Genomic DNA, 13,963 nt, shown 5'->3' with positions numbered 1-13,963 from the left:
AAGGAGCGCGGGCCGTCTTCACACGTCACACCACGTGTCGGGACATATGCACCGCGGTGGCGCGGGGGTGGTGACGGCGGCGTCCGGAGCGGGCCCGGCCCCGCCGTCTCCCCCTCATCCGCCGTTACCCGCCGTTCCGTCCGACCACGAAGTGCACGATCTTCTCCAGGACCGGGAGGTGCAGCCAGGGATCGGGCTGCGCCATCATCGCGAGCAGAATCACCGACAGGCCGAGCGCTCCGTACGTCGCCATGTCCGTGAAGGCGGACCGGACGGCCAGCATCCCCACGGACGGCATCACCCACCGCATCACGGCACCGCCGACCAGCGAGGCGCCGATGATCAGCGTCCCGGCGCGGAACTCGGCGACGGTCACCAGCAGTCCGATCAGCACCCCGCAGCAGACCGCGAGCAGCGGCCACTGCCGGTACGGCGCCGCGTGCCCGGCGCCCATCGCACGGTTGCCGCCCTCCGGCCGAGCCGTGTCCCTTGTCACCGCGGGGAAGCGGCGCGAGGTCCCTCCCACACGCACGATGGTCACTCCCCCGCTGCGCGCTCGGCCGCCTCGACGACGTTGACGAGGAGCTGCGCGCGGGTCATCGGACCGACACCGCCCGGGTTCGGGGAAATCCACGCGGCGACCTCGGCGACACCGGGGTGCACGTCTCCGACGATCTTGCCGTTCTCGTCGCGGCTCACGCCCACGTCGAGGACGGCGGCGCCCGGCCGTACGTCCTCGGGCTTGACCAGGTGCGGCACACCGGCCGCGGCCACGATGACGTCGGCCTGCCGCAGGAGCGCGGGCAGATCGCGCGTGCCGGTGTGGCACTGCGTCACCGTGGCGTTGACGTCGCGCCGCGTCAGCAGCAGCGGGATGGAACGGCCGACGGTGATGCCGCGGCCGACGACGACCACATGGGCGCCGTTCAGCTCGACTTCGTGCTTCCGGAGCAGCTCGATGATGCCGCGCGGGGTGCAGGGCAGCGGGCCGGGCTCGTTCAGCACGAGACGGCCCAGGCTGGTCGGGTGCAGCCCGTCCGCGTCCTTGTCCGGGTCCATCAGCCCGAGGACGCGGTTGGTGTCGATGCCCTTGGGGAGCGGCAACTGGACGATGTAACCGGTGCACTCCGGATCCTCGTTCAGCTCGCGCACGACCGCCTCGATCTCTTCCTGCGTGGCGGTGGCGGGCAGTTCGCGCCGGATGGAGCGGACGCCGATCTGATCGCTGTCGCGGTGCTTGCCCGCGACGTACTTCTGGCTGCCGACGTCGTCGCCGACGAGCAGGGTGCCGAGGCCTGGCGTGACGCCTCGCGCGCGCAGCGCGTCGACGCGCTCCCTGAGACCGGTCTTGATCGCTGCTGCGGTGGCCTTGCCATCGAGAATCTGGGCCGTCATGTGTCCATACTCGCGGATCCGGTCGCCGGGCCGAAATCCGTATCGGTCCGCAGGACGGCGGCGGGCCGCGGCAGGGTTTGCGGGCGTCGGCCGTGCCCACGGCACGTGGCGGGCGCGGCCCCTTGAGACGGCTCCCTCTCACACGCCTCCCCGGACCGCGCGCCGGCTCGCCCCCGGCTCGCTCTCCGGCGGCTCCCCGCCCGCTCCCGGCCTCCGGACCGGGAAGGACCACCGGGAACGACCGCGGGCACGGCGGCGGTTGGGCGCCGAGTTTCGGATTCGCCACATTCCCAGATCTAGCTGGACAGCACCGCCATTCGGCTACCAACATGAAGCGCCGGCGCCGCGCCCACCGACAAGGGCCGACGGCACGGCGCCGCACAATCGGGGGAGGCACATCGTGCAAACCGCACAGCTCACGCAGTCCACTCACGGCCGCTGCGGGGGCGGAACTGTCGTTCCCCCGAGAACCTCGGCCCATTCCGTCCCCTGTCGAACGCCCGGAGGAAGGCACTCGTGAGCTACCCACCACCGCCCGGCCAGGACCCGAACAACCCGTACGCGCAGCCGCCGCCGCAGCAGCCCCAGCAGCCGCCGCAGCAGCAGCAGGCGTATGGCTACCCGCAGCAGCAGGGCCAGCCCGGCCAGCCCGGATACGGCTACCCGCAGCAGCCTCAGTACGGACAGCAGCCGCAGGCCGGCGGCGTCCCCGGTCAGCCCGGTTACGGATATCCGCAGGCGCCCGGCACCGTCCAGGGCAGCAGCGGCTACATAAACATCAACTACGTCGGCACCGTGCAACTGGCCACCATGGGCCAGCGGTTCCTGGCGCGCCTCATCGACGGCCTGATCCTGGGCACGGTCTACACGATCGTCATGATCGCCGGGCTCGGCAGCGCGATCGGCATCACCAGCAACGCCGCCGACGACTGCGGCACGAACTACGCGGACCCCGGGTACAGCCAGTGCGTCCAGGACGCGCAGGAGGCGGGCATGGGCGCCTTCGGCATCGCGATGGTGATGTTCCTGAGCATCGCCGTCCTGATGGCGCTCTACGAGTGGCTGATGATCGCCTTCAAGGGCGCGACGTTCGGCAAGATGGCCATGGGCCTGCGCGTCATCCGCGAAGCCGACGGTCAACTGCCGGGCGCCGGGGGCGGTTTCATCCGCTACATCATCCCGGTCGCGGGTGCCATCGCCTGCTACATCGGCGCGATCCTCGTCTTCCTCTCGCCGTTCTTCGACAACACCGGGAAGCTTCAGGGCTGGCACGACCGCGCGGCCGGGACCGTGGTCATCAAGAAGTAGCCGCCCACGGACGACGGTGCGCCGGTACAGCCGGTGCAACAGGGGCATTTCGCCTCCCCGTCGCTGCGTCATCGTTACGAAGGGCCGCGCCGCGAGACGATCGGGCGCGGCCCTTCGTACGCTCTGTCGAACAGGCCCATCCCCGGATGTGAAGGATCGCAGCGATGAGTTATCCGCCGCAGCCTCCGAACAACCCCTACGGAGGGCGCCGGTATCCGCCGCCCCAGCAGGGGTACGGCTACCCGCCGCAGCCGCCGGGCGGTCAGCCGGGTTACGGCTTCCAGCAGCCGGTGCAGGGCGGCTATCCGCAGCAGCCCGGCTTCAACTACCCGAACGCGCCGGAGACGATGCCGGGCACGGTCAACACCGTCCGCGTCATCATGCTGGTCTTCGCGGGCCTGGGAATCCTCGCCGCGATCGGCGTCTTCGTCCGCGCGGCGGCGTTCAACCAGCTCTCCGGCGGCTTCGCGGGCATCGGCACCGGCGTCCTCATGGGCTTCGCGGTGTTCTGGCTGCTCGTGAACGTGGGGGCGATCTATCTGGCCTCGCAGTTCGGGAACGCCCGCAGCAGCGTGCGGATATGGAGCATCCTCTACGGGGTGCTGCTCGTCCTGGTCGGGTTGCTCACCCTCATCGGCGTCGTCGGCATGGTCCCGCTCGCGCTCGGCATCCTGATCATCGTCTTCCTGGCGAAGCAGGAGGGCTCGCAGTGGTTCACCCGCGGACGCTACTGATACGTCGTGCTCCCCGGCGACGAGGGCCGTGCACGCCGCGGCGGAGGACCGCGGCGAACGGCCCTCGCGCCGTCTCGTGAGGCCCGCGGCTCAGATGCTCACGGAACGGCAGTAGTTGACCTGCTGCATGATGTGGTGCACGGCCATCGGGTCGTAGACCGGGATCATCGTCGAGTGGAACTTGCCCCCGCTGTTCACGGTCACCTGCACGTGCCCGGCCGTGGTCCGCTCCTTCATCAGCAGGAAGAGCAGCCCGAGGAAGCAGATGACGAGGAAGACGACCGCGAGCACGATCGCGTGCGTCGGTATCTTCTCCTCCGTGCGGGACATGTCCGTGACGGTCCAAGTGGCGCCCTTCAGCGGCATGTTGCCCGCCGGCGTGATGATCCCGTCGGCCGTCACCGTGATGTCCCCGATGACGACCAGCGGCTGCGCGTAGCCCCCGGCCTGACCGTGGTTCCCCGCGGGCGCGGCGCCGGACGGATATCCGTAGCCCCCCTGAGGGCCGGGATACCCGTATGCTGCCCCTCCCCCTTGCGGGGGCGGCGGCTCCGCGGGCCCGAACCCGCCCTGCTCTGGCGTCGATCCGTCTTTCATGACAACCGAGTATGTCGTACGGACCCCGGCACGTCAGGGCCGCGGCCGGTGCCGGGACGGGATGCCGAGACCGAGGGGACGACGGGGCGGCGTGGGCAGGAAAGCCGCGGCGCGAGACAATCAGAACAAACACATCCGGCACAGTCGGCGAACGCACAACGAAACGAGGGGAACCCGCGATGAGTTATCCGCAAGAGCCTCCCAACAATCCGTACGCGGGCGGCAATCCGTACGCACAGCAGCAGCAGCCGTACGGCTATCCCCAGCAGCCGGGCCAGCCCGGCCAGCCCGGCCAGCCCGGATACGCCTACCCCCAGTCGCCCCAGCCGGGCTACGGCTACCCGCAGCAGCCGCAGGGCGCGTTCCAGCAGCCGGTGCCGGCGGGACAGGAAGGCAAGGTCAACGCCACCCGCATCATGATGTTCATCGCGGGCGGGCTCCAAGCGGCCGTCTCCATATTCGGCATGGTGATGCTCGGGATCGCGGCGAACAGCGTGACCGACATCGAGGACGTCGCGAACGTCACGGTCGGGATCGGCGTCGCCTACGCCTTCTGCGGCGTCTTCCTGCTGCACGCAGTCGTCGGCATCATGCTGGGCGTCTGGATCTCCAAGGGCGGCAACGGAATCCGGGTCGGAAACATCGTCTGGGCCTCCTTCCTCACCCTCTTCGGCCTCTTCGCGCTGCCCTTCGGCATCCTCTGGATGGGGCTCGGGATCACGTGCATCGTGCTGATGGCGCAGTCCGGGGCGTGGTTCGCCAGGCCGCGCTACTGACCGCCGGCCCGCCGGGAGCGGCGGGCCGGCCAGTGAACGACGCGGCCAGTGAACGACGCGGTCAGTGGAAGAAGTGCCTCGTGCCGGTCAGATACATCGTGACGCCGGCCGCTCTCGCCGCCTCCGCCACGGCCTCGTCGCGCACCGAACCGCCCGGCTGCGCCACGGCCTTGACGCCCGCGTGCGCCAGCACTTCGAGCCCGTCCGGGAAGGGGAAGAAGGCGTCGGAGGCCGCATACGACCCCCGCGCACGCTCCTCGCCCGCGCGCTGCACGGCGAGCCTGGCCGCGTCCACGCGGTTGACCTGACCCATGCCGACGCCGACCGTCGCACCGTCCTGGGCGAGCAGGATCGCGTTGGACTTCACCGCACGGCAGGAGCGCCAGGCGAAGGCGAGTTCGTCGAGCTCGGAGGGGGACAGAGCCTCGCCGGTCGCCAGCGTCCAGCCGGCGGGGTCGTCGCCCGCGGCCTGGAGGCGGTCCTTGACCTGGAGGAGCGCTCCGCCCTCGATGGGCCTCAACTCGACGGACGCGGAAGGCTCTTCGGGACAGCGCAGCACCCGGATGTTCTTCTTGCGGGAGAGCACCTCGACCGCGCCCTCCTCGTATCCGGGCGCGACGACGACCTCCGTGAAGATCTCCGCGACCTGCTCGGCCATCGCGAGCGACACGGGCCGGTTGACGGCGATGACCCCGCCGAACGCCGAGAGCGGGTCGCAGGCGTGGGCCTTGCGATGGGCCTCGGCGACGTCCGAACCGACGGCGATTCCGCAGGGGTTGGCGTGCTTGACGACCGCCACGCAGGGACGGTTCCCGTGCTCGTACGCGGCGCGCCGGGCCGCCTCGGTGTCGACGTAGTTGTTGTACGACATCTCCTTGCCGTGCAGCTGCTCGGCGCCCGGAAGCCCCGTGCCGCTGCCGTCGGTGTAGAGGGCCGCGGGCTGGTGCGGGTTCTCGCCGTAGCGCAGCACGCTGCTCCGGGTGAGCGCCGCACCGGCGAAGGCGGGGAGGGGCCTGGCGTCGGCGCCGGCGCCGCCTTCCGTGCCGGCGTCGCCGTCCGCGTCGGCGTCCGTGCCGGCGTCGGGCGCGTACCCTCCGGCGAACCACCCGGCCACGGCCACGTCGTACGCCGCGGTGTGCTGGAACGCCTCACCCGCGAGCCGCTTGCGCTCGGCGAGCGCGAACCCCTGGCCGGATGCGGCCTTCAGTACGTCGCCGTAGCGGCCCGGATCGACGACGACCGCGACCGAGGGGTGGTTCTTGGCCGCCGCCCGGACCATCGAGGGGCCGCCGATGTCGATCTGCTCGACGCACTCGTCGGGGGTGGCGCCCGAGGCGACGGTCTCCCGGAACGGATAGAGGTTGACGACGACCAGGTCGAAGGGCTCGATCCCCAGCTCGTCCAGCTGCTCGCGGTGCGAGGCGAGACGGCGGTCGGCGAGGATGCCGGCGTGCACACGCGGGTGGAGCGTCTTGACCCGCCCGTCGAGGCACTCGGGGAAGCCCGTCAGCTCCTCGACCGGGGTCACCGGGACTCCGGCCGCGGCGATCCGCTTCGCGGTCGAGCCCGTCGATACGAGCTCGACGCCCGCCGCGTGCAGGCCCTGAGCCAGCTCGTCCAGGCCCGTCTTGTCGTAGACGCTGACCAGCGCCCTGCGGATCGGCCGCTTCGACTCCGCGTCCGGGCCCTGGCCGCCGGCCTCGTTCATGCCCTCGCCCTTGCCCTCGTTCGTGCCCTGACCCTGGCTCCGGCTCATGCCACCTTCACCCATCGTGCAGCCGTACCTTTCGTCCTTCGATGCGATAGCCGCCGCGGGATAGACGTCCCACGACGTCGACGAGCAGCCGTCGCTCGACTTCTTTGATCCGCTCGTGCAGAGCGGCGCCCCCGTCGGCGTCGTCCTCGTCCAGGACCTCCACCACGCCCTGCGCGATGATCGGTCCCGTGTCGACACCGTCGTCGACGAAGTGGACGGTGCACCCGGTCACCTTGGCCCCGTACGCGAGCGCGTCGCGCACGCCGTCGGTCCCGGGAAAACTGGGAAGGAGCGCGGGGTGGGTGTTGACCACCCGCCCTCCGAAGCGGGCGAGGAACTCCTTGCCCACGATCTTCATGAAGCCTGCGGAGACGACGAGATCCGGCTCGTGTGCCGCGGTCGCCGCCGTCAGCGCCGCGTCCCACTCGTCCCGCGAGGCGTGGTCGCGGAGCCGGCAGACGTACGTGGGGATGCCCGCACGCTCGGCACGCTCCAGCCCCTCGATCCCGTAGCGGTCGGCGCCGACGGCCACGATCCGGGCCCCGTACGAGGCGGGGCCCTCGGCCTCGATCGCGTCGAGCAGCGCCTGGAGGTTGGTGCCGGAGCCGGAGACGAGGACCACGAGACGGGCGGGACCCGTACGGGAGGGAGAAGTGAATCCGGCGCCGTCTCCGGCGCGGGTCGCGGGATCGCTTCCGGGGTCGCTTCCGTTGTCGGGGCCGGTGCGGCTCGGGCTCTGGTGCGCAGCCACGGCGAAGCTCTCTCTCACGGGGTCGCCCCGGCGCGAAGCGGCGCCGGGCAAGGGGAGCAGCGGATTGTGTGGTCGTACGAACTCATGGAGCGGCGGATTCCGGGGAACTCTACGAAGCGTCCGACCGTCGGCAACGATACCGGCCCCTCACGCGGCCCCCTCGGGACGGGGGCCGATGTGCCAGGTAGCGTCAGGAGGTACGGGCCCGTCCCGGATCGGCCGCGGAGTGCCCACGACGGCGCACCCCACGGCGCCTGCGAGGGCGGTGCGGCACGACTGCGCGACGACGGCAACGACGACTCGGCAAGACGACAGGGCAAGGGGAAGACACACTCCACATGACCGACCGACGCCGCCGCCGTGCGGCCCCATCCGAGGACGCCCCCCGCGAGGAGAACCCCTTCGCGGCACCACCGGAGGGGCGGCCCGACCAGCCCTGGCAGCCCCGCCGCGGAGCGGGCGCCCAGGGCGGACCGGGCACGGACACGGGCCACGGGCAGGGCGGGGGCCAGGACAGCCCCAGCGGCTCCGAGGGCCCTGGCGGCTCCGGCGACGGGAACGGCGACGGCTCCGGCAACGGAGACGGCGAGCACGGTTCCGGCTCCGAGTCCGGCCGTGACCGCTCCGCGTGGGGCAGCCAGTGGAGCAGGAAGCAGCCGGGCCGGCAGAGCGGAGGCTTCGGCGGCCAGGGCGTGGGCGGCGGCCCGGAGGGCGGCGACAACGGGGCCGGCGGTCCCGGCGGCGGGCTCGCCCGCGGCATGCGCTGGGACCCGACGGACCCCTCGCAGCGGCACGCGCGCTACTCCCTGCACACCGGCGTCTGGGCGCTGTTCTTCTCTCTCTTCAGCCTCCCCGAGGTCGCGCTGCTCCTCGGCGCGCTGTCGCTGTACTGGGGCATCAGCGCGCTCCGCAGCGGCAAGTCCTCGTCGAAGTCCGGGACTTCGGGCAAGCGCGACCGCTCCCGGGTGGCGGCGACGGCGGAGGACGTGGCGGGCACGGACCGTACGAAGACGGGCGAGGCGCCGAAGCAGGTGTCGCAGATCCCGGTCGCGGTCAGCCCGGCGCAGGCCGCCAAGTCGCGTACGACGGCGGCGGTCAGCGGCCTGATCACGGCGGCGCTCGCGCTCGCGGTCGTGGCGGCGACCTTCACGTTCCAGCAGGTCTACAGCGAGTACTTCACGTGCACGGAGGACGCGCTGACGCAGTCCTCCCGCGAGGACTGCAAGGACCTGCTCCCGAGCGAGCTGCGGCCCCTTCTGGAGAACCGGTCGTCGTCGGCGGCGGGTCTCCAGATGCGCTGAGCCGGGCGATTCCGCCGGGCCCTGCCGCGTGCCACGGCTGTGGCCACACGGGCCCTGCACATCCGGGACGTCAGTCGCGCCGCGGTTCGAAGTCCGGCATCAGGCCGCCCGACGCCGTCTTCAGCTCCGTCCAGCGGGCCTGCCGCGCGGCCGTCGCGTGCCAGTCGTCGTCCGGCCCGTCCTCCTCGCGGAGCCGCCACGCCCGGACCGCGAGGGCGACGGGCGTCCCGATCAGCACGGCCCACGCGAACGCCGCCACGCCGGTGAGCCACCAGCTCGGCCCGAGATACGCCATGGCCTCGTTGCCGAGGGCGCCGCCCGAGAGCGACGCGAGCGCCGCGACGCCCGCCCCGCACTCGCACGCCACGAGGACGACGACGCAGACCGTGCCCTGCCGGCCCACCGCCCCCTCGCTCGCGCTCCGGCCCCGCTCCGGCACCGCGGCGCGCGCCACGTACCAGCCGATCAGCACTCCCGCCGCGAGCGGTACGGCGGCCGCCGCGACGCCGGAGAGCAGCCCGTAGCCGCCGTCCGCCGAAGGCAGCGCCTCCAGCAGCGGGAACGGCGGAAGCCGCGTACCGCCGCCCTGCGTCAGCGGGCCCACCGCGGCGCCCGCGCCCAGCGCGAAGCCGGGTCCCAGTCCGTACGCCGCCGCCCACACCGCCGCGTTCGGCAGCAGGGCCACGACGAGGAGCAGCACCGCGAACTGCCCCGTCCACGAGCCTCCGGCGAGGCGTGGGAACGCGGACTGCACGTCGTCCACGTGCCACAGCACCGCGCCGAGCGTGATGACGAGGCCGCCGCCGCACAGCACGGCGATCGCCGTCAGGGCCGTGTGCAGCGGGCTCAGCCGCCGGGCGAGGGTCCGCGCCTGATGCAGGGCGGGCGAGTTGAGGCGCCGCTTCCGCGACGTCGCGGTCGCGGCCCCGGGCGATCCCGTGCCTTCACCGGTCCCGGTCGCCTCGTCTGGTGCCGAACGCGCGGGCGTTTCCCCTCCGTTGGGCGCGCCGGACGTCGTCGTACGTCCCCAGCCGGGCAGCATCGCGGCCCCCGCGACGCACACGACGAACAGCGGCAGCCGCACCAGCGCGCTGAGCACGTCGGCGTGTACGGGCCCGGCGGAGGCGAAGAGCACGGTGACGGCGCCGGTCGCCAGATAGCCGCCCACGACGCAGCCGAGCGGGGTCAGCGCACCCGGCGGCCCCCCGGAATCGCCCCCGCTCCCCTCGTCCCCGTGGTTCTTCGCCCCGTCGGCGCCGCCCGTCCCGTCCCCCTCGGAGAGCGCGTGCGCACACGCCCGGTACAGCAGCCACGCGGGCGGGATCACCAGCAGCAGGGGCGTCAGCGCGATCGGCGCGGGGACACCGGAGAGCGTCCCGGTGCGTACGAGACTGCTGCCGTGCCCGAGCAGCCACAGATCGGCGGCGATGTGCAAGGCACCGCCCGCGCCGCTCTCCGGGTACGGCGAGATGATCCACAGGAGCAGTACGAGGACCGTGAGCGCTCCGAGCCCCAGCCCCGCGGCGAGCACCCCTTCGAAGAACCAGCCCGCCCTCGACGGCAGCGGCCCCGACGAGCTCCTGGCGTACGGGGACAACGTCGGGCTGCGGTGCGTCACTTGGCTCACGGCGACATGCTGTCAACAACACACGTTCTGTACGGGTAACGCGCTTGTTGTCGATGTGTCGCCCAATATGTCCGCATGCACCTTGTCAGACAAAGCGAACTCGGACGGCAGTGGACATGAGCGGACGGCAGCACGACCGGGCCCCAGCCGACGCCGAGGATGCCGAGTCCCCGTCCCACGCCGCGGGCGCGGCCGGCGCCTTCGACCTGCTCCACGAGCGGCACGCGCCCGCCCTGATCCGTCAGACGTTCCTGCTCTGCGGCGGCCGGGCGCTCGCACGCCGCTCCGTCGCCCACGCGTTCCGGCTCGCCTGGCGCCGCTGGCCGCTCGTCGCCGTCGATCCCGACCCCGCGGGCTGGGTGCGGGCGGCCGCGTACCGGCACGCGCTCGCTCCGTGGCGCCACCTCCGTCCCGTCCATCTCCTGCGCCGCACAAGGGCGATGCGTCATGTGCCGCCGGGCGACCGCGCGCTGCTCGACGCGGTGCTGCGGCTGCCCCGCCCGTACCGTGCCGCGCTGCTGCTCCACGACGGGCTCGGGCTGAGCCTCGGCGACACGGCGGCCGAGTCGGAGGCCGGCACGGCGGCGACCGAGGGGCGGCTGCGCCACGCACGCGCCGCCCTGGCCGACGGCGTTCCCGGACTGCGCGAGGCGACTCCGGAGGAGCTGCCGCGCGTAACGGCCCTGCTCGTACGGCAGTTGGCGGCGCCGCAGCCCGCACGGCTGCCCACGGCCGGGCGCGTACGCAGGGGCAGCGAGGCCCGTGGCTGGTGCGCGACGGCCGCGTCGCTCGGGCTCACGGCGGCCGTGGCAGCGGCGGCGATCGCGCTCGTCGCGTCCGACGGCGTACGGAACGTGCCGACGCTGCCGGTGCCGAAGGGGGTGCCGTCCGCGACGGCGGCTCCCGAGCGTCAGCCGGGCCGGCTGCGGCCGACGGTCGGAGCGGGCGCGCCCCATGCGGTGCCGTTCCCGGCGGCGGGCGGCGGAGCGGCGAACGGCGTCGCGGCGGACGGGAGCGTGTGCGGGAAGAGCGACGGGCCCGCTCCCCGTGAATGCCGCCGGGGAGCGGGCCCGTTCGCCGTACGAGCGTGAACGCGCGTGAGTGTGCGTGAGTGCGCGGATTCCGCTGATTCTGCTGGTTCCGCGGCTACCGCGGAGGTAGCGGCGGGTGCGGCACTCAGCCGACCAGCAGTTCGCGTGCCAGTCGCGCAGTCTCGGACGGCGTCTTGCCGACCTTCACACCCGCGGCCTCAAGGGCCTCCTTCTTCGCCTGCGCCGTGCCCGACGAGCCGGAGACGATCGCGCCCGCGTGCCCCATGGTCTTGCCCTCGGGAGCGGTGAAGCCAGCGACGTAGCCGACGACGGGCTTGGAGACGCTCTCCTTGATGAAGTCCGCGGCACGCTCCTCGGCGTCGCCGCCGATCTCGCCGATCATCACGATCAGATCGGTGTCGGGGTCCGCCTCGAACGCCCTGAGCGCGTCGATGTGCGTGGTGCCGATGACGGGGTCGCCGCCGATGCCGACGCAGGTCGAGAAGCCGATGTCACGCAGCTCGTACATCATCTGGTACGTGAGCGTCCCGGACTTCGAGACCAGACCGATGCGGCCCGGCTTGGTGATGTCGGACGGGATGATGCCCGCGTTGGACTGGCCCGGTGTGATCAGACCCGGGCAGTTGGGGCCGACGATGCGGGTCTTGTTGCCCTTCTGGGAGGCGTAGTCCCAGAAGTAGGCCGTGTCGTGCACCGCGATGCCCTCGGTGATGACGACGGCCAGGCCGATCCCGGCGTCGACGGCCTCGACGACCGCGTCCTTCGCGAACTTCGGCGGTACGAAGATGACGGTGGTGTCGGCGCCGGTGGCCTCGATGGCCTCCTTCACGCCGCCGAAGACGGGGACTTCGGTGCCGTCGAAGTCGACGTTCGTGCCCGCCTTGCGCGGGTTGACGCCGCCGACGATGTTGGTGCCGGAGGCCAGCATCCGCTTGGTGTGCTTCTGGCCCTCCGAGCCGGTCATCCCCTGGACGATGACCTTGCTCTCCTTGTTGAGGAAGATAGCCATGGTGTGTCGATGTCCTCGCAGATCTCGGTCTCGTCCGCTTACTTCGCGGCCAGCTCGGCAGCGCGGTCGGCCGCACCGTCCATGGTGTCCACCTGCTGCACGAGCGGGTGGTCCGCGTCCGTGAGGATCTTGCGGCCCAACTCGGCGTTGTTGCCGTCCAGTCGCACGACCAGCGGCTTGGTCACGTCCTCGCCCTTGCTCTTGAGCAGTTCGAGGGCCTGGACGATGCCGTTGGCGACCGCGTCGCACGCGGTGATCCCGCCGAAGACGTTGACGAACACCGACTTCACGTCGGGGTCGCCGAGGATGATCTCCAGGCCGTTCGCCATGACTTCGGCGGAGGCGCCGCCGCCGATGTCCAGGAAGTTGGCGGGCTTGACGTTGTCGTGCGCCTCGCCCGCGTACGCGACGACGTCGAGGGTCGACATGACCAGGCCCGCGCCGTTGCCGATGATGCCGACCTGGCCGTCGAGCTTGACGTAATTGAGGTCCTTCGCCTTGGCGGCGGCCTCCAGCGGGTCGGCCGCGGCCTTGTCCTCCAGCGCCGCGTGGTCCGGCTGCCGGAACTCGGCGTTGGCGTCGAGCGAGACCTTGCCGTCCAGCGCGATGACCTTGCCCTCGCCCGTCTTCACGAGGGGGTTGACCTCGACGAGCAGCGCGTCCTCACGTACGAAGACGTCCCACAGCTTCTTGAGGACCTCGGCGACCTGGTCGACGAGGTCGGCGGGGAACTTCGCGGCCTCGGCGATCTCGCGGGCCTTGGTGTCGGTAACGCCCTCGATGGCGTCGACGGGGATCTTCGCGAGAGCCTCGGGCTTCGTCGCGGCGACCTCCTCGATCTCGACACCGCCCTCGACGGAGGCCATGGCGAGGAAGGTGCGGTTGGTGCGGTCGAGCAGGAAGGAGACGTAGTACTCCTCCGCGATGTCCGCGGTCTCGGCCAGCATGACCTTCTGGACCGTGTGGCCCTTGATGTCCATGCCGAGGATGGCCCTGGCCTTCTCGACTGCTTCCGCGGGGTCGGAGGCGAGCTTCACACCGCCCGCCTTGCCCCGGCCACCGGTCTTCACCTGCGCCTTGACGACCGCGCGACCGCCGAGTCGCTCGGTCACCTCGCGCGCCGCCTCGGGCGTATCGATGACTTCGCCGGCCAGTACCGGTACGTCATGCTTGGCGAAGATGTCCCTCGCCTGGTACTCGAACAGGTCCACGCGCGTACGTCCCCTTAATCAGTGGTTCGCGGTTGTCAGCGTGTCAGCGTGATCGTGGGCGTGCCGCGTGGCCGCGGCGTCACGACGAGGCGCGGCATGTCCGCCTTGCAGGTTAGCCCTGCACGTGAGTGGCGCCTAAATTCCAGCTCACACCTGTGCGGTGACAACGGTCACAGCGGCACGTACATGCTGTGCGGACGGAATCCCCGCGTACGGGCAGCCGATCCGCACGCCCGCGGGCGTGTGCTGCGCGGACCCGGCGGACGGGTGCGAGCGGATACCCCGCGGTCCGTCGCCGGTCGTACGGGATCAGGGGTGCGCCCTTGGCTCCGAACCGGGCGTCGCGGAGGGGCACTTGGGCCCTGGCAGCCGGGTCGTACCTGCGAACTGACGGTCGTGGAGGCGGACTTGGGGTCCAGGAGGGGCAGGGTCTCCGGGGTTCACTG

At 71.8% G+C, this 13,963-nt stretch carries 13 protein-coding genes; 5 read left to right on the top strand and 8 right to left on the bottom strand.

The genetic code is table 11. The features are described from left to right. Nucleotides 1–124: 124 nt before the first annotated feature. Nucleotides 125–541 carry a DUF3017 domain-containing protein gene (locus tag QQM67_RS01785; RefSeq protein ID WP_399064857.1) on the bottom strand — a complete coding sequence of 139 codons (417 nt, stop codon included), beginning with the start codon at nucleotides 539–541 and terminating at the stop codon, nucleotides 125–127. Next, a complete protein-coding gene (locus tag QQM67_RS01780; protein WP_314171713.1) occupies nucleotides 538–1,395 on the bottom strand; it encodes a bifunctional methylenetetrahydrofolate dehydrogenase/methenyltetrahydrofolate cyclohydrolase in 858 nt (285 codons plus the stop codon). Before QQM67_RS01780 ends, QQM67_RS01785 begins: the two co-directional genes overlap by 4 nt. 516 nt (nucleotides 1,396–1,911) lie before the next feature. Here QQM67_RS01780 and QQM67_RS01775 point away from each other — a divergent pair. Together QQM67_RS01775 and QQM67_RS01770 are read left to right on the top strand one after the other, a co-directional pair. Beyond that, nucleotides 1,912–2,703, top strand: coding sequence for an RDD family protein (locus QQM67_RS01775; protein WP_314171712.1), 792 nt, complete (start codon nucleotides 1,912–1,914; stop codon nucleotides 2,701–2,703). Between the two features lie 164 nt (nucleotides 2,704–2,867). Continuing rightward, on the top strand, nucleotides 2,868–3,437 hold the full coding sequence (locus QQM67_RS01770) for a hypothetical protein (protein ID WP_314171710.1): 570 nt from the start codon (nucleotides 2,868–2,870) through the stop codon (nucleotides 3,435–3,437). 90 nt (nucleotides 3,438–3,527) lie between these two features. Here the strand turns inward: QQM67_RS01770 and QQM67_RS01765 are convergent, their stop codons facing one another. After that, nucleotides 3,528–4,034, bottom strand: a complete 507-nt coding sequence (locus QQM67_RS01765) for a hypothetical protein (protein WP_314171708.1) — start codon at nucleotides 4,032–4,034, stop codon at nucleotides 3,528–3,530. A gap of 179 nt (nucleotides 4,035–4,213) precedes the next feature. Here QQM67_RS01765 and QQM67_RS01760 point away from each other — a divergent pair, with 179 nt between their 5' ends. Then, on the top strand, nucleotides 4,214–4,810 hold the full coding sequence (locus QQM67_RS01760; protein WP_314171706.1) for a hypothetical protein: 597 nt from the start codon (nucleotides 4,214–4,216) through the stop codon (nucleotides 4,808–4,810). Between the two features lie 61 nt (nucleotides 4,811–4,871). Here the strand turns inward: QQM67_RS01760 and purH are convergent, their stop codons facing one another. Together purH and purN are read right to left on the bottom strand one after the other, a co-directional pair. After that, a complete protein-coding gene (gene purH / locus QQM67_RS01755) occupies nucleotides 4,872–6,518 on the bottom strand; it encodes a bifunctional phosphoribosylaminoimidazolecarboxamide formyltransferase/IMP cyclohydrolase (protein ID WP_314172210.1) in 1,647 nt (548 codons plus the stop codon). A gap of 55 nt (nucleotides 6,519–6,573) precedes the next feature. Continuing rightward, the gene (gene purN, locus QQM67_RS01750) at nucleotides 6,574–7,188 is read right to left on the bottom strand and encodes a phosphoribosylglycinamide formyltransferase (protein ID WP_314172209.1); all 615 of its coding nucleotides are present in this window, start codon (nucleotides 7,186–7,188) and stop codon (nucleotides 6,574–6,576) included. 467 nt (nucleotides 7,189–7,655) lie between these two features. Between purN and QQM67_RS01745 the strand changes: the two genes are divergently transcribed. Continuing rightward, a complete protein-coding gene (locus tag QQM67_RS01745) occupies nucleotides 7,656–8,618 on the top strand; it encodes a hypothetical protein (protein ID WP_314171705.1) in 963 nt (320 codons plus the stop codon). Between the two features lie 70 nt (nucleotides 8,619–8,688). Here QQM67_RS01745 and QQM67_RS01740 read toward each other — a convergent pair whose 3' ends face one another. Next, nucleotides 8,689–10,245 carry a cell division protein PerM gene (locus tag QQM67_RS01740; RefSeq protein WP_314171704.1) on the bottom strand — a complete coding sequence of 519 codons (1,557 nt, stop codon included), beginning with the start codon at nucleotides 10,243–10,245 and terminating at the stop codon, nucleotides 8,689–8,691. A gap of 116 nt (nucleotides 10,246–10,361) precedes the next feature. Here QQM67_RS01740 and QQM67_RS01735 point away from each other — a divergent pair, with 116 nt between their 5' ends. Next, a complete protein-coding gene (locus tag QQM67_RS01735; protein ID WP_314171702.1) occupies nucleotides 10,362–11,336 on the top strand; it encodes an RNA polymerase sigma factor in 975 nt (324 codons plus the stop codon). Nucleotides 11,337–11,421: 85 nt separating this feature from the next. Here the strand turns inward: QQM67_RS01735 and sucD are convergent, their stop codons facing one another. Both sucD and sucC read right to left on the bottom strand, forming a co-directional pair. Then, complete coding sequence (gene sucD / locus QQM67_RS01730; RefSeq protein WP_314171700.1) at nucleotides 11,422–12,306, bottom strand: succinate--CoA ligase subunit alpha; 885 nt, start codon at nucleotides 12,304–12,306, stop codon at nucleotides 11,422–11,424. Nucleotides 12,307–12,344: 38 nt separating this feature from the next. Continuing rightward, on the bottom strand, nucleotides 12,345–13,517 hold the full coding sequence (sucC, locus tag QQM67_RS01725; protein WP_314171699.1) for an ADP-forming succinate--CoA ligase subunit beta: 1,173 nt from the start codon (nucleotides 13,515–13,517) through the stop codon (nucleotides 12,345–12,347). Nucleotides 13,518–13,963 lie beyond the last annotated feature (446 nt).

The sequence above is a fragment of the Streptomyces winkii genome (genome assembly GCF_032248595.1).
GTDB classification, from domain to species: domain Bacteria; phylum Actinomycetota; class Actinomycetes; order Streptomycetales; family Streptomycetaceae; genus Streptomyces; species Streptomyces winkii.
This window is presented reverse-complemented; position numbering and strand designations above follow the sequence as displayed.